This window comes from Tissierella sp. QWL-11, from assembly GCF_058683765.1.
This window is the reverse complement of record NZ_CM178750.1, coordinates 1,239,192-1,261,930: the sequence shown is the minus strand read 5'-3', so window position 1 is coordinate 1,261,930 and position 22,739 is coordinate 1,239,192. Positions and strand designations below refer to the sequence as shown.

Genomic DNA, 22,739 nt, shown 5'->3' with positions numbered 1-22,739 from the left:
TTAGGTTTCAGCCTTTAGTGCAGATCTTATATTATCAATATTGATTATTTTTACAGGTTTATGGAATTGCTTGTTTAAACTGTTATCCAAATTAATTCTTTCAAAAGATCTCCCATTGGCAAAACCATTTTTCATAGCTATTTTAAAAATTGAATTATCAGTATATGTTAAATCTGCGACTGAATGTTCAAGCCTAATTTGTGTAAGGTATTGAAGAAAACCAATGCCTATTTTTCTTTTAAAGAACTTTGAAAAGTATTGGAGAGACATGTAGGCTTTATTGGCAACTACATTCAAGGACAGATTTTCCTTATAATTCTCATTTATATAGGTAATTATATCCGAGATTGAATTTGTATTTTCTTTATATTTAATTTTTGTATCATAGCTTTTCTCTACTCTAAAGTACTGAAATAAAATATGGATAAATTTAAAAAATATAGATTTAAACTCAAGATTATAACCATCTTTCTTATTCAAGTAAACTATTAACATCTGAGTGAACATTCTTTTTATCTCAAAGTATTTACGCTCCTCACTTGCTTCTAATTTAGAGGAGTCACATTTTATATCATATTCTAAAAACTCATGACATTCTTTTTCTAAATATTGTTTTCCTACCTTTAATTTCAAAACAACATTTCCTATGTTTCCTTGTACTGAATGGAATTGATTACTATTTATAACTATGATGTCATCTGTATCCAAGGATGAAGGCTTTCCATCTACCTCAACATCGATACTTCCATTTACAACAAGCAAGCATACAAATCCATTATGCACATGACCTAATGCTTTTTCTATACTCCCTAAGCTAATTTGAATTTGATTTTTATCCATAATAACTCACTCCATTTTAAACCCTAGTTTTTGACCCGAAATTTGTCCTTCAACCACAATACTTCATTGATATAAGAATGTATTTACATAATAAAACATACTTATAAGACAAAAATGTCAATAGATTGAGCATAATCAATCTAAACGGTACAAAACTTGCTATCCTAATATTTCTGTATCCTTTTTATAATATAATTTCTATTCTTAAAACTACTTTTAAAAATGTTCAACGGAAATAATATACAAGTCTATTTATCCCAATTGATTTTGTATCACTTCATACTTCTTAAAAGCCATTCTAATAACACCAGCTATTGTTGCCCTATTTAGATATGGATCCCCATAATGATATGACGCATTTTTTATTTCTTCTTTAATAATTTTTTCGAATTTATTATCATCATAACTTATATTTCTTGTTTCAAACTCTTCCTCTAATGACTTTTTATAGATAAACTCATATTCTTTTATCCCTTGCATTGTCCAAAATATATCATAAAGAGTAGTTCCATATGCACGAATCCAATCCCACATAATTTCAGGGTCTGTAACATTTGAATTCTCCAAATGGCATCTTTTACAAAGTAAAACTAAATTTGAGGGTTTATCACTTCCTCCCAAGGATGATGGAACAATATGACACCTGCCTAAAGTTCTTTTACATCCACATCTCCAACACCTTTCATGAGTTTCATCACAGTATTTAAATTGAATACTTTTTTTAAATCCTTTCCTATTCTATCTCCTTAGAATTTCTCACATTCACTCCATAGAAAATATCCTTATGCTTAGAGGTCTAATAGACCCAGTTCATTCGCAAAAGCATCTATGAAATAATTTTCTTGATCAAATTAGAAATTTCGTTTGTTTTTATAATTATTAATTACATTATATATGTATCAACCTTTATTTTCCACATAATTGAATATATTTATAAAAAGTAAAAAACCAGTCAGGATTATATCTTTTAATCCCAACCGGCTTCTATATTACATTAAATTTACTTCTTTCTTGAACTCTTCATAACTATTTACAAAATGATATGGCTCATATTCACCGTATGCTGAAGGCCTAGTTATGGTTACTAATTGGATATCATATCCTATTTTTTCTTGAAGTTCATCAACAAAATAGGCTAACTCTTCACCTCTAGTTGTCTTAAGTGCGATACTACCAGATTCATTAAACTTTTTTGCAATTAGATAACACATTTTTAAGCACCTCCTCAAACTCTTTCCTTGATTTTATTTTACCATCTTCATAATCTTTTCGCAACTTCTGTCCTATTTTATTATCAAATCCCCTTTTATAGAATTTATCATGCATCCAATCATTAAATTGCCTATCATAATATGTATTTAATTGGATTTCTATAGGATAATGATGATTATCTTTTTGATAATAGGCATGAACTCCACGATATCCGTCATCATTTGATTTTCCTTTTGACATATCTACAATTCTAATATTCTTTTCAAGCTCTAATTCAAAAACTTCTTCATAATCAGTACAAATAGCCCTAAACCCTAAAACATCGTTAAAAACACTACTAAAGTTTACATCAGGATAATACTTATCAAATTTTATTATTGCAGAACCAATACTTTTTATTCTTGAATCTATTGGTAGGCTATCAATTATATTTTGTTGGTTATACCATAACCTAACCTTTTTAATTTCCTCAATCACATCATCTTTATTAAATCTTCCCAAGGACCTCTTAAAGCTAATTCCTAACTCAGATTTATATGATAATGATTCAAGTATTTTAATTGTTAAACCAAACTTATTTAATATATACATATAATTCACCCATCTATAAAATATAATTATAAGTTACTTTTTGATATTAAGGTTGTTTTTTATCAAATTGATATTTTTCTCCCAAATCAAATTTAAATCTTCCATATCTGGTTCCGCTGGGTCCCATTCATCACCAAATCCTTTTAGAAATTCATGCAACAATTCTAATTGTAGCCACTTGTTCTCGTAAACTGCAAGCAAAATTCCTGCTAATCGATTTACCATATATTTATTTAATGTTTTCATATCTTCTTCTGATAATCGCCCAGCAGCATGCATATCCTCTACAGGTCCATTTCTAAAGATATGATGAGTTAATGATTTAGCAAGGCCATCTATGTTTTCTGACTTTAAAAGTCTATTTTTAGAATTATTACTCAAATCTCTAAAAAGTTCACCATCATGGGAGGCAATGTCATCAATAATTTTGTGTCTTATGGAAATACCATATTTTCTGCGTTTATAGCTAACTTTATTTTTTGTAACTCCATATAATTCAGCAATAGCTCGATCTGACAAGTTTTGCTCATAATATAAATGCTCTAAATCCTTTTTATCAACATCTATCCATTGCTTTAATTTCATCTTATTATCCATTAACGATAACCACCTTTCTAAGTAACACAGTTGTAAAGCTACATCATAGGCATCTAACAAAATCTATGTTAGGAAAAGCTTTGTCCAAAAATTGGTTGATAATCCACTTCATAATCTCTTATAACCCTTTTTTGAACCAAAATCAATTTAACATAGCGTTTCAAAAATCATAATGAACTCAAATTGCTTATATATATATTATATGCTTATGTAAGGTTATTTTCGTGAATCATATTCTGCTACCTTATAATGCATATAAATATAGTCTGCTGCCATCGCAGCTAGTTCAAGAACTATTCTTTTATTCTCAATATTAATCGCCCCTAGAATTGTATTTGTGAAATAAACATCGGGCAATAACTTCTTCATTGCATGATGCCAATTCATTCCTTTATCTTTCAAATAAAACTTTGCTGCCATTTTTATTGCATAAGCCATTCTATAGGCTTCTCCTCGCCAATTTTTTAATTGATATTCCAACACATCTCGAATAAAGCCATATATCCATATGGCAGCTCTGGTTTCTTTATCTTCTGCATCAATCAAATATCTTAGTGTAGTCAGCGTTCCCTTATTTAAATGCTCTCCATTCAACATAAACATTATTGGCTGCTCAGTAACATAATTGGTTCTGCCTTCAAAACTCTCATTTAATACCCAATCTAATCCGTAAAAATATTTATTCTCAATTTCCCACTGATTGACCTTAATCTTATTAACATATAGTTTTTTATTAATAGTCGGAATATAATAAGATATATAATTCCATTCTTTATAAATTTCTTCCCAAGTATATTCAAACTCCTTAAACATTTTTCATCCTCCTGTTTTTATAATCAATGGATATATCTTTCTAAAATGAATCGATAATCCCTTAGATGCCACCAAAAGTTATAATTCAATTATTAAAAATATCATTCATTAGTGCGTAAAAAACAAATTCAATTCTATTTAATTTTGTTATTGATACATTATTGTCTGATAGGTTTATCAAACTTTTAGAAATATATTTAAACATTATAATAATTAGCTGATAATATGTATCATAAAATGTAAAATTTAACAACTTGATAGACAAATCTGTCCCATGAACATAATCACACATCTTCTGATAATCACTATAAATATTCTTTGTATTTTCTTCCTTTGATTCAACTAAATTACAAATGTCCTTAAAGGATATTCTTTTATTTTTATGTGTTTCAATTACATCTCTTAGCCATTCATTCTCGCCTTTTTTAATGTCATGACTTTTAAATTTGCTGAAAGCTTCTTTTGCAAACCCTTTCTCTCTACTATCTGGAAGTTTATGATTACTTAACTTTTTATTTATATTGTGACTAACCCAAGTTTCCCATAGTTTTTCTTCTTTAAAATTCTTAATACAGTAGCTATATATGTAACACTCAATTATAGTTCTATTTAAAGAACCCAAAGAAAAAAAGTTCCCAATAATCATATTATTCATTGCTTCTTTAGAAAGTTCTAGAGCATGATCTCTCCAAAGATTGATTGTCCATTGATAGCCAAATATATTACCTGTAAAGCACGACTCAAAACTTTTGTCAATTTCATCAATAAATAATCTTATAATCCTTGCAATTTCGTCAAACTCTCTTTCATTGATGAGCTCTAATTCTCTTTCATTATAATATAATAAATTATTCATGGTAAATTTCCTTTCCTATTATCATAATACTTGTACAAATCTATTTAAAATGCCGTTCCTAAGTTTTTAGTAATTCAGTAAACAATCAATACATCCCAATTAATTCTACACATCTGCATACCTTTTTAAAGCCATTCTAATAACACCAGCTATCGTTTCCCTATAGGATCAAATTCCTTCACTGCCCACCCTCGGAAGCCACATTTTAAAAGGTTCTGCGTTTGGAGAAGGAATCGGTTGAATTATATGTAAAAGTTCTTCTGGATTAGCAACATCTATCATTCTGTTTTTACCATCTGCTACTGTCATTTTCAACTGTACGATTTTATCGTACGTTTCATTTTTTTCATCCCATGCAGTACGAACTTCTTGTTTTCAAATAACTAAATTCCATTCTCTTTATCCATAGCAGTTCTCCCCCACGATATGTTTTTAACTAGCGTTTATATTTACAAATATTGTACCATATTAACACTGAAAGAACGAATGTTTTTAAGTTTATATCTAATCCTACCATTACATATAAATTTATAGTTTAAAATGATTAATATTACTACCATGAAAGCTGCAAGTCGTGAAATACCAAATTACAATGAATTAAGATCAAGTCAATAAAAACCATCTACACATAACGCTAAGTTTGTACAGTTTAAAAGTTAAATGGTAACCTAATTTTAGATTACATAAGAATCCCTGAATACAACAAAACTCGATTCTTCATAACTCTCATATTTTTAATGGACATATTCTCAAGTACAGAAAAGGCATTAAATGTCATCTGTCCATTCAATGCCTTAAAGTTTCTCAAACCATTAGTATCACTAAGTCTTATAGTTTTTCAAGTTTCACAATTACCTCGCAATGCCTTGATGTGACAATAAAAATGTCGTAAGCCACTACTACTCCCTTTCTGGAATCTTAGACTTATAAATTTAACTATGATTTATTAAATCGTTGTCATTAATTGTTCCATCTGCGACTCCTAAATCCTAATCAATTAATTTTTCATATGTGTAGATGATCTAAATTCCATTGATTTCTAGAAATATTGTCATCAATCCCAATTCACTTATTCCTATCTATAAAAGGACGGCACTTTACTAGAAGGCAACTAAACTTTATTGCTTTTATTTTAATCATTTTATAAATATACTCATCATCAGCTAACTCTTCTTTTTCAAGCTGACTATGTTACTTTAGTACATAAGGTAGTTTATTATTTTTGGCATCACTGATGCTTTATTTTTATCTAATATTCTTACTAGTTTTGATAGGATTGAATTAACAATCTTTTACTTCTTACAAAAATAAAGCCTTTTCTGATGAAAAAACCAAATGTTAGTGTAAATTTTAATCATATAGATTTTACAACTTATATATTATATTTCAACTTCCTTAAATTGAAAGCAGGCTCAGTTCCTTCTAAAATATCTACGACTTTATCCTTTATCAATGAATTTTCTATACTACCACTTATATAATAAAATTCATTATTCTTTTTATCTAAGCTACAATGTATAATTTGCTCTGCATCACATGCTATAGCTATATTAGGATTATGAGTTACAATTATTACCTGCCTTCTTTTTTTAGCAAATTTAATACAATCCACTAATTTGGAATAAACAGATTGATTATCAAGATTATCTTCTGGTTGGTCAATTATTATTGGTATATTGTCTTGACTTAAAGCGAGATAAAAAATCAATAATATAATCCCTCTTTCACCAGGTGATAGTTCAATTAAATCATTTTCTCCTACTTTCAAATTATAGGTTGCATCTAAATAATCTAAACTATATAAATAATTTAGAAATTCTTTAGGTTTTTTCATCTTTTTATGTGCCTTATCCTGATATGAATATATTTCATTATATATTTTTGTTATTAAGCTCAATATTGACTGATTATCATTAAAGTTGGTTTCTTTCATCAGAGTTTCTAAAAATTCATTAGCCTTTATATTTCCTGAAAATTGGCCACCGTAGTTTTTGTTTATACCTTCAAATATACTTTTTAAAAACTCCAAATCTATTAGATCAATTTCTGGTTTGAATATGAATTCATCAGAACCATCCTTCTCTCCCTTATTAACTTGTCCTATTATTGCATTTATTTGTTTTTTAGGTTTTTCGTATATATCATTATATATTGATACTTTTTCTACTTTTAATGAATATATACTTTCTGTTATTAGTTTTCTCTCTTCCAATAAATTCTTATAATCTATCCATATCTGTTCTTCTAAATATTTATATTCATTCTCTAAATATATTCGAGTATCAGCTTTTTCTAAACCTCCGTCTAATATATTTAATTCATCCTCCCAATTTCTTAAATTTTCCTTATATTCGAAGAATGCTTTTTCATTTTGGTCTGACTCTATTATAAAATTATTTATTTTTTCAGTAATTTCATCTAACTTTTTTGTCAAAGAACTACTTTTGTCTATATCTAATAAATCAGACAACTTATTTATATTTTCTTTATTTAAAATTATTCTTTCTTCTAGTATTTTTTTAACATCTAATGAATTAGATGTTAAAAATACTTCTTTATCACCTTTTGTTAATCCTTCAATCTCCTTCATCTCATAATTTAAACCTTCTATATCATTTTCAAAAGTTTCTAATCTTTGGATTAAAAATTCCAAATTTATATTTTCAGCTTGCAATTTAGTTAAATCTTTATTCGCAATCTTTATATTATCTTCTAATTCTTGTTTTCTTTTTTCTAATTCCTTCATACATTCTTTAGCATCTGTGTTTTCCTGTGGCTCTATTAACTCTTTGGGTTTATTCCTTTTATGCCTATCAATATCACTAATCTTTTTATCAAGTTTTTGTTTTAAATTATTTTTATATTCTGTCGTAAGTTTTAGTTCAATATTTAAAATTTCTTGATTAATTTGACTAATTAAATCCTTTTTTTCACAAATTTTACTTTCTAAAGTTCGACTTTTTTTAGATATTAATTCTTCCATATTATTCGCATTTAGTTTTTGTGTTTCATCTAAATATGAAAATATAACATTATTTATTTCATCCTTAAAACTTGAATCTAACTCATTACATAATATTTCTATATACTTCTGTGGTAGATATTGAATGTTTTGTAAAGCCGAATCATTATTCCACAAAGACTCTTTATAATGTATTTCTGAATCTAACCAGACTAATTTAGATTCATAATCATTTGCAAAATTATAAGGATGCTTATTAAACCTGTTTTCATTTAAAAATGAAGCATATTTCATGGTACTCGCATTACCTGTATATGCGATTATATCTGCCAATGCACTTTTACCGCTGCCTTTATTACCAATTATGGAAGTTAATCCTATGTTTATTGGAATATGAATATCAAACCACTCATATTCTGAATTTTTAGGATTTCCAACTCTATTTATTGAAATTGATTGAATATAATTTCTTGGATTTTTTTCCATGTTATTTAATATTACTGGCTTATCTCCAACAAATACTCTCTCGCTCGGATGATAGATGCATTGTTTTAAGCCCTCAAATGTTAAATCACATTTAAACCATAAGTTTTCTCTTGTACTATATTTTCTAGAATCATGATTATCTGAACATATTATTACTGGTCTTTCTGTTATATTTTTAAAAATAATATTATTATAAACCTCAGCATCTCTTAATCTATTAACCTCGAAAATATCTACTGTTTCAGCATATTCTGATTTAATTGCCATCTTCATAGAGTTATCATTTTCTATTTTATCATCTACTCCATTTGTTTTAGTACCTGCATGAATGGTAATAATCGCATTTTTACTTTTTGCAAAATCAATAATATCGTTATAATCCCAATATATAGAGTCATTTTCTATACTATTTACATTTTGAGGTTTAGGTTTTGCATTATGTCTAATCATAATTGATTCAAAATCATTTTCTAAATCAATTAAGTCTAATTCATTAGAAAAAATTAGAATAACATGAATATTATTAGCACCTTTATCAGTTCTTAACTCTACTCCTGGAAAAAATATTATATCTGGTGCTATATTTCTTAAATTTTCTATTCTTTTTGAATCTATACAAAAATGATCTGTTATAGCAACAGCACTTATATTATTCTTCTTTAAGGCTTCGCATAATAATTCATCTGCGTTCTCCCCCTTATATTCATAATCATAAGAAGAAGCTGTATGTAAGTGTAAATCCCATTTTCTCCATTCTGATCCTATCTCATGACACATTATATCCCCTCCAATTACAAATATAAAACAAATATCTTTTTATTTTATAGTGTCTTTCTATTAAATATATTGAAACAAAAAGCTTGTACCCTTTATTATAGATGTAGCATCATAATATTTTTATATTTAAAGTTCCCAATACTTCCTCCCTTAACGTAGGTTCTCTTTTTCATTTGTTATGAATCCTAAGAATTCAGAGCATGCTTTGTATAAGTTGTTTAAAACTTCATTAAGAAAGTCACTATTTCTATCTTTTTGAAGTAGTGGGATTGTTTTTTCCACTAATATACTTGTTCTATAATTCAGTATATTAACCTTTAAGTCTTTTAAATGCTAAATTAATTGTAAGTGGTAAAATGAAAATGTACAAATAATCACAAAGTAAATCTTTAGACCAAACCGAACTTTAAATATATTAGTTCTATTCATTATATTTAATGTAATATTTAAGTCTATATAACTTGTTTTCGACTCACTATAAATATTAATGACTGACTATGGCATGAAATAGCCATACTTTAATTTTATAGCATACTCTATCTTTTCTCAACCCAAAAACCCATTATTCTCCAAATATATAGATTATTTTGTCATCTTATTTCTACAAAATATGTCATCATTTAAATTCTTCATACTATACGATTTTAATAAAATCTTTTTTATATCCATTTATTAATCTGCTATATTTTAAAAATCAAGTAGACATGTCCCCCACATACAGAAAGACATTGAACATCATCTATTCATTCAATGGCTTAAACTATTGCTATTTTCTATTTATTGTCTTTCTAACTTACATACAACCTCACAATACCTTGAGAGTACAATAATGATGTCAAAGCGTTATATTAATCCCTTGGTGGAAAGGCATATTTCTAAAGAAGGATGCTTGATCTTAAATAAATAATATTTATCTCAATCCACTAACTAATCCAATCTACTAAATCATAATGATCATCATATTTTTGTCTCAAATCACTTGTAATTTCTATTAATCTCACTCGATTTTTCTCAATTAAATTTTTAAGTTCCAGAGAATTAATCTCTATTTCTTCCATAGCAAACTTCACAAATTCGTTACTTAAAAACAATCGTGGAGGATTATCCTTATATATCTTGGTTATACTTACTATAAAACTGTTCTTAAGCTTTTCTAATTCATCATTTCTCTTTAATATTTCTTCTTCATTCACCTTTTGGATAGATAAGCTTAGCTCTTTATCTGGAAAACCTTCAAAGGTATTTTTACTATTGTTTATCATTTTATATAACGTTAGAATACTTTCGCTAAGGCTTTTTATAAGATTGTCAACTTCTAGTCGTGGATAAATCTTTCCAAAAATAATTTTCCCACTATACTTATCAATGATATGCATTAAGTCAGTTACAATAGAACAATCAGTACCCCTACTATGTCTTATCTTATCTATCAATTCAATTTTTACATCATCTGTTTTACTCTGAGGTATATAGAATTTTCTATTTAACAAGTATCTTATTTTTTCAGCTGAGTACACTTCCGTATATCTTTCTCTCAACTTGACTTTTTTCAATATATTCCTTAACCTACTATTTATTGTATTATCTATAAACTCTTCTAAAAAAGCCTTTCTTGATATACTCATAGAACTGGTTTCTGAATAACAACTCTTTATACATCCTTTTATCTTATTTAAGTATTCATTATTAAATCCAACATTTAATTCTCTGTGAACTTCTCCTTCATCAACAAATAGGCTAACATCATCTTTACTTCTTGCGTCAGAAACAAATACAGCATATCTTATATTATCCTCATCTAACTTATTCAATAGAGTGTAACTTATGCTCCTACTTTCAAAATGACTTACCCAATTAGCGAAACTTTGTAAATCTATATCCTCATCTCTATTCTTCACTTGAATATCAATTATATATTTTGTTCCTTCCTGCCTAAAAATAATTTGGGCATCTTCACCATTTTTCTTTTCTATATATATTTCTACTTCGTCTTTATCTAAGTATTCTAATGCAAATAATAGTGAATTTAAGTACTGAAAATCATATCCTTTAGGTCCAGATATTTCAACTGACACATTCATTACCTCCTTGTTACAATGTTAATAATTCCATCTATAATTTTCTCTTTTTAGGGGCAACAATATCATTTTTTTGATTTAAAATTACCACTAAATTAAAATACATCATCAAAATTATAATCTCAATCTACCTTGTATAGGTATTTCAAATATCCATTTAATATGCCTTAGCGGACTACCGTATTAATTGTATGGAATCCATATAGTATTATAATCATCAATTATACTATTATAAATTTGTTTACACTTAATTAAATCCTCTGCCCATATATCACTATTACCATTTTCCAATTTACTTACTATATTTTTTATAATTGTATCTATGCTTTTTAAATGTGTTTGATTGTATCCGGAAAACATACCAATACAATCATAAAAATGCTTTAGATAATCCTTTGCTACGCTTTCCTTTGTAGAAAAAACATTAAAATAGCTTGATGCAATTTCCATGACAGGAAGTATTCTTCCGTATTCTTTTTGTTGCATACATTCATTTAAATAAAAAATAAACATTTCCATAGCACCTTGATTAATTTTGAAAAATTCATCTTTAAAATAACCCTGCATATCAAAAGTAATTGTGACATCATCAAATTTTTTTATATTGTTGTCAGGCAAAAGTCCCAGAGAATTTATCTTTCTATCTATTAACATTTTATTATTAAATACTTTATTCTGTCCTATTTCAAAATTTAATGCAAAGTTTGCAACTGTAGATGTTATTATATAGTGATTAAATATTTCATTTTTTAATTCAACAGGATCTGATATGCTATTCAGAATATCTACACAATTTGAATAATTTTTCGAGTTTACCTCTAATAATGCAAAGATAACCTTTTCATTATCATTGAGAAATTCACTGTTTTCATATAAGATTTTCCTTACAAATTGTGAATTATCTTTTTCATTTATATGAAGTAAAGACATGGAATAATAATATTTAACATCAAATAAATTCTTATTTATATTATAGGCTTTTTCAAAATTAACTAATGATTCCTCATAGCTTTTGTCTGCATAATATTTTTCTCCTATACGATAATATTCCAAGGCAGCAGTATCAGTCTCATATCTCCGCTGATGCCAATTTATATAAGAATCCTTTATAGAAACAATTGTTATTATTATGGTAAGAATAAAGATTATATCGTTAATTATCAATTTTACTGGATTATTGATAATAGCTTCACGCCATTCAAAGTACCTACTTTCTTTTACTATCCTAAAAAACTTTTCCAACATCAAATTCCCCCTAGATATACTTGTGCATATAAAATATTATCAACATAGCAATTCTACTGTCCCAATGTACTATAAGTGGATAATAATGATGCCATTTAAAAACTTTGCCCATTACTTGGTAATGAATGTACTTCAACATTTGCGATAGATTTATCTAATTAATTTATTCTCATCCAATGATGCTTAGTAATTTTCTTACTATTAGTATCCACATCTAAAATAACAGAAACATTATCATATTCACTAGATACTTTCCTTATCAAAGAATTTATTTTTCTTTCATCATCATTTCATATCACAGCAAACCTCAATATTTCCCTCTGAATAAATGTTTTTAGAGTTCTTACATGATATTTTTTGACTAATTTTCATTTATCTATAATTTTTTATAATTTATTTCATTGCGTATTTCTTTAATATTATTTTTTGCCTGTATCACTTCTATAAAAGAAATATATGCAGTAATCAATGATATTACAATTCCACTGAAAGTAATATTTTTAATTGAATTTTCCATATTCTATCCATTTATTTTATAAGTCTCGTATGTCGTTTAATTTGAATTATAGCACAGTTCCCCTAAGCTTACATCTATTTCTAAATAAATCGATACAGACTTAATTCTATAATATAATTATTTCATTTGACCATATCTAATAAATACACCAACACTAAAATACTTAAATTTTTGCCGTTGATATATTATCTTTATTTTAAGAGCAGTAACTATCTATATATCTATGTTACTGTTACTATCTATATCTAATCATAATAATCTGCTATCTATTCCATCATTATCCCTGATTCAAACAGTACCTCCAATTTTTCTCCTTTATTTACTATAATAGCCTTTATTAATCTTCTTACTAAATCCTAATCAAATTCTTTTATCTGAGGTAGTTTATCCTTTAAAGTATTATCCATTTCATTTAACTTTTCCTTATATCTATCTGCCTGCTTCTTTTCCTGTACAAGCCTTATCCTTGCTTCTTTAAGCTCATTTATCTCTTCTGATATCCTTTTATACTAGTCGTCAAAATCCTCATACAGATCCTTGTTTTGCGTTTTCTTCGATTAACCTTATCATCTCTTGCTATAAAATTTCCATTTTCTCATCATATTATGTAGGTATGTATTTTATGGAATATCCTCCTATTACTCTTATGACATTCTCTCTAAACGCTCCTATAAAATCTCCATTGTTTTCTACTACTTTATTTATAGCTAACATTATAGCATTATGTAGTGGTTCTTTTTTTAAAATAGGTGAGCTCTTACAACTAGACTTTATTCCATTCTTAAGTCTAGTTTCACATCTGCATACTGCACTCTTATGTCCATATTTGGACCATACTTGTCTTCTATCTAGTGTAAGAGCATTTTGTTTCTCTATAAAAATAACAGAGTCTATATAACCTTTCGATACTACTCTACTTAGAATATGACCCTGCTCTTTTAATTCGATTGTTTTATTATTTAATATACTCAACTCTTCTCGATTTTCTTTATTAATTCTTAATAAAACTATCCATATATATTAGGATTACTTTAATCATTATTATATAAATACTGCTTCGTCATATTCATTTTCAGTAATATTAAACTTATTCATCCAGTAATTTTTTTCATCTTCTATTTTTTTGATTATATTATCTAGCTCTTTAACTGACATATTTATTAGATATTCTTTATTTTTTGATTCTCTAGATTCATCTAACGCATATAGTATTATATTATCTACAATTGCTATGAAGTTTTGAAATTCTTGTAAATATTCTTCAAAATCAATATCTTTTGAAATACCTATATTTCCATATTGAAAATAGACCTCATTTATATAATGTTCATATTTCCTACATGAGTCTAAAAACTCCATATAATTACCATCATTAAATAAACTTAATAGTATCTCTACTTTATCCGAAATTTTATCATATAACTTAAAATTATTTATCAAAAGAAGCTTATTATCTTTAAAAATATTTTCTTTATAATAATTTTCAGTTTCATAATATGAGTCATTATATCTAAATAGAATTCCATTTTTATTAACTCCATTTATCTCTCCAGGTCTCCATCTATTATCTAATTTGGGATTTATCCATTGAGATTGTATTATCCAATTTGATATTATATAATTTTCTTTGCTGGTAGCAACATATATCCATACCACATCATTTTTGTAATTATATAAATCAAATTGTTCTATACAAATATTTTCTATATCTATATATTCATATTCTTCTTTTAATATCAATGCAATACTTTTTCTTTTAGCCACTCCTGTTGATATATCTTCAACTTTTTCTATTTCATAATCATATTTACAACTTTTTTTATTACTAATTTTATTATTTATAACTTTAAACCTAAATTTAATCTTAATTTTTAGCCTATATAAAATATTATTGTAGTTAAAGTATATCCTAAATATAAATATTAATGGTATGTACAATATAGTTAAAATAATTGGTGTTACAATAGTAACTAAAGATTCTATTGAATTTAATACTCTATAATTATGTATTGCCAAAGAAAATGATTTGTATAATATAATAAATCCTGAAACTGACAAAATATATGAAATGAGCTTATTAACATCTTTATATTCTTCCTTCATACCAGATACAATCTCCAATAAAAATAAAAAAGTAAATAGTGGTATTATTATAATTTCTATTAACAATGAAAATGTAAATGTACTTATAACAAATTCTATAAGAATTATAAATTTTATGTTTTCTTTGATAATCTCTCTAAAATAGTTTTTTTCAGGTATCTTACTAATTACGCCATAGCAAAGAGGAACTCCTGAAAACAATACCCATAATAATATATCTTTTAAATTTACATATTTAACTAATCCTAACTTTGAACAAGATAATAAAATTAAACCTAAGTATATTATTATCACTATAAATGGCTTAATAATTTTTGTTGAAAATACTATTTTTATAACATTAATGACAGATTTTCTAATATTTTTATTAATTAACATAACAATAAAAACAATAATAGTCCAAATACTAGTAGCTATTTCTCTTGTTGAAAAAATACCCATGGTTACCTCCTATACATTAATTAAGCCATTGAATGTCATCCACACACTCAACGGTAAGCGATCAATAATCCCATGGATTCACAAATGTTACGTAACATGAGATAATACTCTCTACAAAGTACTTTTAAAGTTAACAAAGTAACTTTGCCAACATTGAAAGTGTAGGGAGATGATTAACATTACAACTATGAAAGCTACTAAACATGAAATACTTAAGGCTCAATGGTCGGAAATCATTAAAAGGCATAGTGAAAGTGACCAGTCCATAAAAGAATGGTGTGAAGAAAATGATATTTCAAGAACCAAATTCTACTATTGGCAGCGAGTAATCAGACAAGAAGCCCTAATTAAAGCAGGAACACTAGCTGTTACAGGTCAAACTCAATTTATAGAAGTTAAGCCAAGTGAAGCTAAAGCCAATATAGTAGGATCTAAATCTAACAATAAAGGTATCTGTGCTATCTTGCGCTCAAATGGAAATGAAATTGAAATTCTAAATGGGGCAGATCCAAATACATTAGGTATAGTAATTAATTTAATTGGTAAATAATCATGAGAATTAAATTTCCGGATGATATACGAATATACATTGCCTGCGGTAAGACTGATATGAGAAAATCAATTGACGGTCTTTCCGCTATAGTATCTCAAAACTTTAAGCTAAATCCATTTGAAAATGCGCTTTTCCTCTTTTGTGGAGGTAAAAGAGATAGGATAAAAGCGTTGCTTTGGGAGGGAGATGGATTTCTTCTTCTCTACAAAAGGCTTGAAGGCGGGGTGTTTCAGTGGCCAAGAACTGAAGAAGATGTTAGGGAAATTACTCCTCAGCAATATAGATGGCTAATAGAGGGTTTATCAATTGATCAAAAAAAGGTCATTCAAAAGATAGATAACAAAAGGATAATATAGATGCTTGAAACTGCTCAAAATTACATAGTTTCAAGTATTTTTTTGTTGTTTGTAGGTTAGGAAAATGATATAATATATTTAAATAAAACATATTAGAAAGGCTAAATTCCAATGAATGAAAACTCTTTGATAAAGACACTTCAAGATACAATTGAATTACAGAATAAAACCATAGAAGGCCTTAGAGAAGAGTTGAAAAAGGCTAATGAAAATATGGAATACCTAATTAAGAAACTCTATGGAAGAAAGACAGAAAAGACTTCTGCCATAGACGGCCAATTAATCATTAATGATATGGAATTAGGTCTATTTAACGAAGTTGAAAAAGAAGCCGACTTCTCTATACAAGAACCTGTTCCATTTGAAGAGCCTATTAAAAGAACTAGAAAAGGCTACAAGAGAAAAGACTTGTTTAAAAACCTACCTAGCCAAGATCAAATATTTAGGCTGGAAGAATCCCAGCAAATCTGCCCAATTGATGGAAAGAGACTCTCAGTTGTAGGAAGAAAATTCGTAAGATCAGAAATCAGATACATACCGGCAGAAATATCTGTAATTAATATATATCAAGAAAATTATGAGTGTAGAACATGTAAAAAAGAAGGAAGACCTGGAATCTTTAATCCAAATACACCCGAGCCTGTACTTCAGCATTCCTATGCCACAGCATCATCAGTAGCCTGGACCATGTATCAAAAGTTTGTACAGTCAGTACCACTATACAGGCAAGAAAAAGATTGGAAACAGATGGGCTTTCCCATAAGTAGAGCAACCCTATCCAACTGGATAATTAAAACATCAGAAGAATGGTTAAATCCCATAGTAGAAAAGCTAAGGGAAGAACTATTAAAAGATAAATATTTACATGCTGATGAGACTCCAGTTCAAGTATTAAATGAAGAAGGTAAGAAAAATACCACAAAATCATATATGTGGGTGTATTCTACTTCAGTTAATGCAAAGAGAGGAATAAGAATATTTAAATATGCACCTGGTAGAACAGGAGACAATGCCAAGGATTTCCTAAAAGGATTCAATGGCTACCTCCATACAGATGGATATTCAGGATATAACAAGGTAAAAGATATCCACCAATGTTTGTGCTGGGCCCATCTTAGAAGATACTTTAAAGATGCCCTTCCAAAAGATGTAAAAAGTGAAGAAGCAAGTCTACCAGCAAAAGGAATAGCATATTGTAATAAACTCTTTGATTGGGAAAGAAAGTTTAAAGATCTCACTCCAGAAAAAAGAAAAATTAAGCGTCTAGAAAAAGAAAAACCACTTCTAGAGGCCTTTTGGTTATGGGTAGAAAATAATAATGATAAAGTACTTCCCAAATCTAAAATAGGACAAGCATTACAATATGCTCTAAATCATAAAGAAAAATTAGAAACCTACTTAGAAGATGGAAACTGTGTCATATCCAATAATATTGCAGAAAACAGTATAAGACCATTTACAGTAGGTAGAAAAAATTGGACCTTCTGCGGAAGTCCAAAAGGTGCCTACGCAAGTGCCTGTGTCTACACCCTAGTAGAAACAGCAAAAGCAAATGGACTAAACCCCTATAAATATTTAGAATACATCCTGTCAATATTACCAGGATCCAATCTTAAAACCAATCCTAAAATCCTAGAGCTAATGATGCCTTGGGATGATTTAGTCCAAAAATCATGTAAATCTGAATAAATACTATTATAGGGATATCATACCGATATCCCTATATTTATACAATACATCTTTTATTCAACGCTTACTATTATAATACATACCCAACTTAATTTGAAAGTAATTCCAAATAAAAATCCACTGATTCTACACCAGCGGATTCACATTCATTATTTAGTTTTTTATATCCCTACATTTCACATTCAAAAGTCAAGTCTTACAACAACTTCATCTTTCAGTTCCTTATTGTTATAATTTGCTATATCTTTCTTAAACATAAAATACTTGTTTTTTTAGCGGTATATGGGCAAGTACAATTAGTCCTTTTGTATAGTGGCACTATAGTCTCCACACGCCTTAAGATAACAATAAAAATATGGTAAGTTAATATTATACATTTATTTGATATATTTTCTTTTAGCATAAAAACCACTTTATTCTTAAAATAATTATGATAGTTTTATTATATTTGAAAAATCAAAAAATATGTGTAACAATTCCAATGACTTATCTGATAGAACATAATTACTTATGTATTCATAGAATCCTTCACCCTTATCAGTTTTTATTGAAATTAAATCTCCCTGCGCTATTCTTTTAAATCTATCCTGGTTGATTTTTGATAGTTTTTGAGAATTATCATGAATGTCAATATCTTTCACAACAAATCCAAACATAATATTTTTATTATGGTGAGAAGGATATTTAGGAGGTTCATTTACAAAACGGCTAACTCCTTCATCAATATACTTATTATTCAGATTGGAGCTTCCATCAATTCGTTTACATTCAATAATATAATAATCTTCTTTATCTCTATTCACCCAATAATTATTTGATGTTACCTTAATATCACACCTACCCATAAATCTATCCGCTTCCTCATCATATGTCTCAGGAGTTTCAATTTGGAATGAAATAGGAAACATATCACATTCCAATTTAGCCAATGCAGAATTATTATCTAGGTAATGAAAGAATAGATGGTTTTGTATATTCACTTCATGATTTTTAACTTTCCGACCAGAAGAAATACAAGTTTTTTTCATTAGACTACAACATTTTTCTATTGTTTCTATAATAGAATCATAAAACCCCTTTTTGAAATCTTCATTTATAGATTGTAGTTTAAAGCCCCCCATCATTCACCACCTCCCGAATTATTCATGATCTGATCAATAACATCAGAAAGGTCAAGTTCTGCAATTGCAGGATGCCAATACTTATAGAAATTAGGTTTAATAATAAAAAATGAATCATCGCTAAAATGAATAACATCTTTAATTTGATGGAAATTATCATTATGTGAAAACACGCAAAATCTTGATAATAATTCTTTGTCTTTATCAATATCTTCTATAAAATCTGTAGTCTTATCCGGTGTACCATCTAAAACCGAAAGTTCAAATACCACAAACTTGTTTAGTAGATTTTGATAAAATTTAATGCCAATATGTTTCTCTACACGGCTATAAATAGAAGCGAATTGTTTTTTAAAGCACTCACTATATTCTACCAATTCCTCAATAGATACTTTTCTATAGATATTTTTATTATTTGTATTAGTTAATTCTGGTATCTGAATATTGATTGCATAATCAATGAATTTATTATTTTTTAATCCAAACTCTTGTAAAACTAAATTATCAAGTTTCATTATTTCTGAGTCTATATCTGAAAAATACAAAACATCTTCTTTCTTTTTTTCTCTATGGATATTCTCAGTCTTATTCACTATATCTTCAGAAAATATATAGGGATAATTTAATATTTCTTCCATAAACCTTTGTTCTCGTTCAATTCCTATTGAAGTTCCTAACATAAGGTTCAAATAAGAATAAAATGAGGAGTTTAGTAAGCCAACTAAATTCATTAAAAATGATCTTTGTTCCTCTGCCCCCTTGATAATATACATGGCCTTTTTACAAACAAATGTATCATCACTAAAAGCTGCTCTCAATTTATAATTGTTGCAGTTCACCCCTGTTGGTATTAATACATACGGAGAAATAAATAACGCTTCTTCCCTTGGACGGTGTACTTTACTTTTAGAAAAAAGAGTAGTATTATTTGAGTTCACAAAAAAATGATCTACTCCATTTTTCGACTCAAGTAATTTTTTATTTAATAAATGAGAGGCATCTTTCTTATCACCATCATGATATTCCACTCCTGCTCCCCTAACAATAGGGGGGTTCTGTTCCTTTATTTCATCCAGGATTGTATGGAAGCACCTCTTAAGCCTCATTAATAAGCTTAAATCATTTGAAAATCCGTATACAATTGTTTTCCAAGCCCAATCAAATTTATATAACATACCCTGTGTTACATATTTTATATCATTTTTTTCAATAACAATAATATTAAACAATCTAAAAAAGATATTTGGCTTTATAGATGTATAATTAATGACATTCTCCAGATTGTTTCCTTCTGTATAACTAAAAGAAATTATTACTGCAGGAGCATCGGCATTTTCAAAGACCAATTTTCTAACAGATGACATTTCAATTATACTATGAATCTTTGTTTCGCCTAATAAGAAGCGTCTAAATCTTTTAGATGGCTGTTTTTGGTTGTATAGTACGGGTTTAGAATGCAAAATAAAACAGCATGTCGTATGAGGATTGCTAAAATCTTTTGCCCTTAAAACAAAACTTTTGCAAATTTCATTATTCTGTTGTTTATCTTTATATCCATTCTCTTCACAATATTTTAAATGAAGACCTGATTTTACATTTCCCCAAGGTGGATTTCCAATAATAAAGTCAAATTTTAACGCTTTCAAGTCTTTAAGTTTCGTATCATCAAAAAAATCACTCACTAATAAATTAGTACCTTTTAAATATGGTAATGTAAAAGTTGATAATGATTTTGGATCTTTATAGTCCAAAATCGTTAAATAAAGCGAGAATATTGTCACATCAATCGCCTCTTCATTAATATCAATACCATAAATATGATTAATTAAGAGTGATTTCAGTAAATCATTATCATCACAATACATTTTACCACCTAGATTTTCTTCTACCATACGACGATAACTATTCACTAAAAAAACACCTGAACCACATGCTGGATCTAAGATTGTATATTTTGAATGTTCTTTCAAAAACCCTAATGTTGTTTTATCTAGAACATACTCAGCAAGATAATTTGGAGTATAAAAAGCATTATCCTTTATTCTAGCTTCCCGTCCAAGCAAGATTTCATAAATATTACTTATTAATTCTACTGGAATAATATTAAAATCATACATTGCAAATAATGACAGTTGACCATCACTCATTGATATTGTTCCAGATAAAAAATTAGCAAGCAAATCAAATACATCCTGTGTTAATTCAGGACATTCAAGCTCATAATCTAGTTCAAAAAGATTACCATTAAATTTCGTTCCAAGATGTTCAAACAAGTCATATATAGAATCTTTATTCCTCAAGCATTTTAGAAGTTCATTCTGGGACTGCCCAATATTACTCGAAAAGTTTTCATATGCTAAATCAACACCTCGATCTATCAAAAATCTTATAAAAATAAGTCTTAAAACTAACTTTGTAGCAAAATCTATATGATAAGTATTTTTCAATTGATCAGTTAAGTAAGTAATGTTAGATAATAAAAAGTGATTTAACTTAGCAGCTGAAAATTTTCTTGAGAACTTTTCCCAAAATAGAGGATTAGTTATTTCCATATATGAAAATTCTGCACTAATAGAACAATTATCTATAGGTATTTCTGTAGCCTTTTCTAAAATATAAGATGATAAATCTAAAGACATTCCATTATAAATTTTAACTGTTTGATCATCACTAAATATAGCAACGGGAACTTGAGCGTTCCAAACTTGTTTACTAATTACTTTAAAGGACGCATCATCAAAAAGGCTGTCAAAAAAAAGAATAAATGGTTTTTCATCTACAAAATATATTGCATACGGCTTAATTTCAGAAACTACTTTGGCTATATGATTAGTATAGTTAGAATAATTAAATTCACTATAATAAATGAGGTTTTCTGAATTTTTATAACCAAGTCTAGCAATAACAGTTTCTATTGGTAGTTCATACCTTCCCATTTTCAAATAAGCCTCCTTTCTTTTTTGTCGTCTCAATATCAATAAATAATAAATATGACTCTATCTCTAAAGCATCTGCTATTTTTTGAATGTTTTCTAATGCAATACTTCTCTTTTGACATTCAATTGCACTAATATAGGTTCTATGCAAACCAGCTTTTTCTGCAAAAGCTTCTTGCGATAACCCTTTTTCAGTTCTATATTTTTTTACATTATTTGCAAAAACACTTATAATATTCATTAATGTATACCACCTCTATCATAATTCTAAATATTTGAATACTATCAGTCAACATACAATAAGTTACATTAAGATATTTTATAAAAAATCCAGTTTTCCTAGTTATGATAAAATGATTATCTATTAATTTCTTAATTAAGTATCTTTATCCTCCTGTGAAACAATCTACAAGTTACCTTTATTCATACTGTTTGACTTATATAACACCAAAATACTTCAGAGCACCTTTGATTGCCTCTACTTTTTCAGGGGTTGGATGTTTTCGTTCATGCTTAATTCTTCTACAGCATTGAGAGTTTCATACATCAGTAAGCCTAACTCTCTC

Annotated in this window: 18 protein-coding genes; 3 read left to right on the top strand and 15 right to left on the bottom strand. The window is 27.8% G+C overall.

Annotated features, from left to right (window positions below; genetic code table 11):
• From AC4PG3_RS05920 to AC4PG3_RS05865, 12 genes are all read right to left on the bottom strand, one after another.
• On the bottom strand, positions 1-840 hold the full coding sequence (locus AC4PG3_RS05920) for an AraC family transcriptional regulator (RefSeq protein ID WP_492198133.1): 840 nt from the start codon (positions 838-840) through the stop codon (positions 1-3).
• 252 nt (positions 841-1,092) lie between these two features.
• The gene (locus AC4PG3_RS05915; protein ID WP_492198201.1) at positions 1,093-1,554 is read right to left on the bottom strand and encodes an HNH endonuclease; all 462 of its coding nucleotides are present in this window, start codon (positions 1,552-1,554) and stop codon (positions 1,093-1,095) included.
• A gap of 275 nt (positions 1,555-1,829) precedes the next feature.
• A complete protein-coding gene (locus AC4PG3_RS05910) occupies positions 1,830-2,051 on the bottom strand; it encodes a DUF6718 family protein (protein ID WP_492198132.1) in 222 nt (73 codons plus the stop codon).
• Positions 2,023-2,643, bottom strand: coding sequence for a nucleotidyltransferase family protein (locus tag AC4PG3_RS05905; protein ID WP_492198131.1), 621 nt, complete (start codon positions 2,641-2,643; stop codon positions 2,023-2,025). Before AC4PG3_RS05905 ends, AC4PG3_RS05910 begins: the two co-directional genes overlap by 29 nt.
• Positions 2,644-2,676: 33 nt before the next feature.
• Positions 2,677-3,240, bottom strand: coding sequence for a hypothetical protein (locus tag AC4PG3_RS05900; protein WP_492198130.1), 564 nt, complete (start codon positions 3,238-3,240; stop codon positions 2,677-2,679).
• A 216-nt stretch (positions 3,241-3,456) separates the two neighbouring features.
• Positions 3,457-4,053, bottom strand: coding sequence for a hypothetical protein (locus tag AC4PG3_RS05895; protein ID WP_492198129.1), 597 nt, complete (start codon positions 4,051-4,053; stop codon positions 3,457-3,459).
• Between the two features lie 85 nt (positions 4,054-4,138).
• Positions 4,139-4,909 carry a hypothetical protein gene (locus tag AC4PG3_RS05890; protein WP_492198128.1) on the bottom strand — a complete coding sequence of 257 codons (771 nt, stop codon included), beginning with the start codon at positions 4,907-4,909 and terminating at the stop codon, positions 4,139-4,141.
• A gap of 1,372 nt (positions 4,910-6,281) precedes the next feature.
• Complete coding sequence (locus tag AC4PG3_RS05885) at positions 6,282-9,134, bottom strand: TrlF family AAA-like ATPase (RefSeq protein WP_492198127.1); 2,853 nt, start codon at positions 9,132-9,134, stop codon at positions 6,282-6,284.
• Between the two features lie 923 nt (positions 9,135-10,057).
• Positions 10,058-11,209, bottom strand: coding sequence for a hypothetical protein (locus tag AC4PG3_RS05880; RefSeq protein WP_492198126.1), 1,152 nt, complete (start codon positions 11,207-11,209; stop codon positions 10,058-10,060).
• 186 nt (positions 11,210-11,395) lie between these two features.
• Positions 11,396-12,457: a hypothetical protein gene (locus AC4PG3_RS05875; protein WP_492198125.1), complete on the bottom strand. Its 1,062-nt coding sequence runs from the start codon at positions 12,455-12,457 to the stop codon at positions 11,396-11,398.
• Between the two features lie 1,120 nt (positions 12,458-13,577).
• The gene (locus tag AC4PG3_RS05870; protein ID WP_492198124.1) at positions 13,578-13,946 is read right to left on the bottom strand and encodes a hypothetical protein; all 369 of its coding nucleotides are present in this window, start codon (positions 13,944-13,946) and stop codon (positions 13,578-13,580) included.
• Positions 13,947-14,015: 69 nt separating this feature from the next.
• Entirely contained in the window at positions 14,016-15,518 is a 1,503-nt protein-coding gene (locus AC4PG3_RS05865) for a hypothetical protein (RefSeq protein ID WP_492198123.1), read from the bottom strand.
• Positions 15,519-15,687: 169 nt separating this feature from the next.
• On the opposite strand from AC4PG3_RS05865, the gene tnpA reads away from it, so the two are divergent.
• From tnpA to tnpC, 3 genes are all read left to right on the top strand, one after another.
• Positions 15,688-16,068, top strand: coding sequence for an IS66 family insertion sequence element accessory protein TnpA (gene tnpA / locus AC4PG3_RS05860; protein WP_492196142.1), 381 nt, complete (start codon positions 15,688-15,690; stop codon positions 16,066-16,068).
• Positions 16,069-16,070: 2 nt separating this feature from the next.
• On the top strand, positions 16,071-16,427 hold the full coding sequence (gene tnpB, locus AC4PG3_RS05855; RefSeq protein WP_492196141.1) for an IS66 family insertion sequence element accessory protein TnpB: 357 nt from the start codon (positions 16,071-16,073) through the stop codon (positions 16,425-16,427).
• A gap of 129 nt (positions 16,428-16,556) precedes the next feature.
• Complete coding sequence (gene tnpC, locus AC4PG3_RS05850) at positions 16,557-18,116, top strand: IS66 family transposase (protein ID WP_492198183.1); 1,560 nt, start codon at positions 16,557-16,559, stop codon at positions 18,114-18,116.
• 428 nt (positions 18,117-18,544) lie between these two features.
• Here the strand turns inward: tnpC and AC4PG3_RS05845 are convergent, their stop codons facing one another.
• The 3 genes from AC4PG3_RS05845 to AC4PG3_RS05835 are packed head-to-tail and all read right to left on the bottom strand — an operon-like array spanning position 18,545 to position 22,414.
• Positions 18,545-19,240, bottom strand: a complete 696-nt coding sequence (locus AC4PG3_RS05845; protein WP_492198122.1) for a hypothetical protein — start codon at positions 19,238-19,240, stop codon at positions 18,545-18,547.
• The gene (locus AC4PG3_RS05840) at positions 19,237-22,173 is read right to left on the bottom strand and encodes an HsdM family class I SAM-dependent methyltransferase (RefSeq protein ID WP_492198200.1); all 2,937 of its coding nucleotides are present in this window, start codon (positions 22,171-22,173) and stop codon (positions 19,237-19,239) included. The genes AC4PG3_RS05845 and AC4PG3_RS05840 overlap by 4 nt, the downstream gene beginning before the upstream one ends.
• Positions 22,160-22,414, bottom strand: coding sequence for a helix-turn-helix domain-containing protein (locus AC4PG3_RS05835; RefSeq protein ID WP_492198121.1), 255 nt, complete (start codon positions 22,412-22,414; stop codon positions 22,160-22,162). Before AC4PG3_RS05835 ends, AC4PG3_RS05840 begins: the two co-directional genes overlap by 14 nt.
• Between the last annotated feature and the right edge of the window lie 325 nt (positions 22,415-22,739).

What these genes read in the sequence shown, in the direction of transcription:
- AC4PG3_RS05920 (WP_492198133.1), bottom strand. Translation starts at nt 840, where the DNA reads ATGGATAAAAATCAAATTCAAATTAGCTTAGGGAGTATAGAAAAAGCA.
- AC4PG3_RS05910 (WP_492198132.1), bottom strand. Translation starts at nt 2,051, where the DNA reads ATGTGTTATCTAATTGCAAAAAAGTTTAATGAATCTGGTAGTATCGCA.
- AC4PG3_RS05905 (WP_492198131.1), bottom strand. Translation starts at nt 2,643, where the DNA reads ATGTATATATTAAATAAGTTTGGTTTAACAATTAAAATACTTGAATCA.
- AC4PG3_RS05900 (WP_492198130.1), bottom strand. Translation starts at nt 3,240, where the DNA reads ATGGATAATAAGATGAAATTAAAGCAATGGATAGATGTTGATAAAAAG.
- AC4PG3_RS05895 (WP_492198129.1), bottom strand. Translation starts at nt 4,053, where the DNA reads ATGTTTAAGGAGTTTGAATATACTTGGGAAGAAATTTATAAAGAATGG.
- AC4PG3_RS05890 (WP_492198128.1), bottom strand. Translation starts at nt 4,909, where the DNA reads ATGAATAATTTATTATATTATAATGAAAGAGAATTAGAGCTCATCAAT.
- AC4PG3_RS05885 (WP_492198127.1), bottom strand. Translation starts at nt 9,134, where the DNA reads ATGTGTCATGAGATAGGATCAGAATGGAGAAAATGGGATTTACACTTA.
- AC4PG3_RS05875 (WP_492198125.1), bottom strand. Translation starts at nt 12,457, where the DNA reads ATGTTGGAAAAGTTTTTTAGGATAGTAAAAGAAAGTAGGTACTTTGAA.
- AC4PG3_RS05865 (WP_492198123.1), bottom strand. Translation starts at nt 15,518, where the DNA reads ATGGGTATTTTTTCAACAAGAGAAATAGCTACTAGTATTTGGACTATT.
- tnpA (WP_492196142.1), top strand. Translation starts at nt 15,688, where the DNA reads ATGATTAACATTACAACTATGAAAGCTACTAAACATGAAATACTTAAG.
- tnpB (WP_492196141.1), top strand. Translation starts at nt 16,071, where the DNA reads ATGAGAATTAAATTTCCGGATGATATACGAATATACATTGCCTGCGGT.
- AC4PG3_RS05845 (WP_492198122.1), bottom strand. Translation starts at nt 19,240, where the DNA reads ATGATGGGGGGCTTTAAACTACAATCTATAAATGAAGATTTCAAAAAG.
- AC4PG3_RS05840 (WP_492198200.1), bottom strand. Translation starts at nt 22,173, where the DNA reads ATGGGAAGGTATGAACTACCAATAGAAACTGTTATTGCTAGACTTGGT.
- AC4PG3_RS05835 (WP_492198121.1), bottom strand. Translation starts at nt 22,414, where the DNA reads ATGAATATTATAAGTGTTTTTGCAAATAATGTAAAAAAATATAGAACT.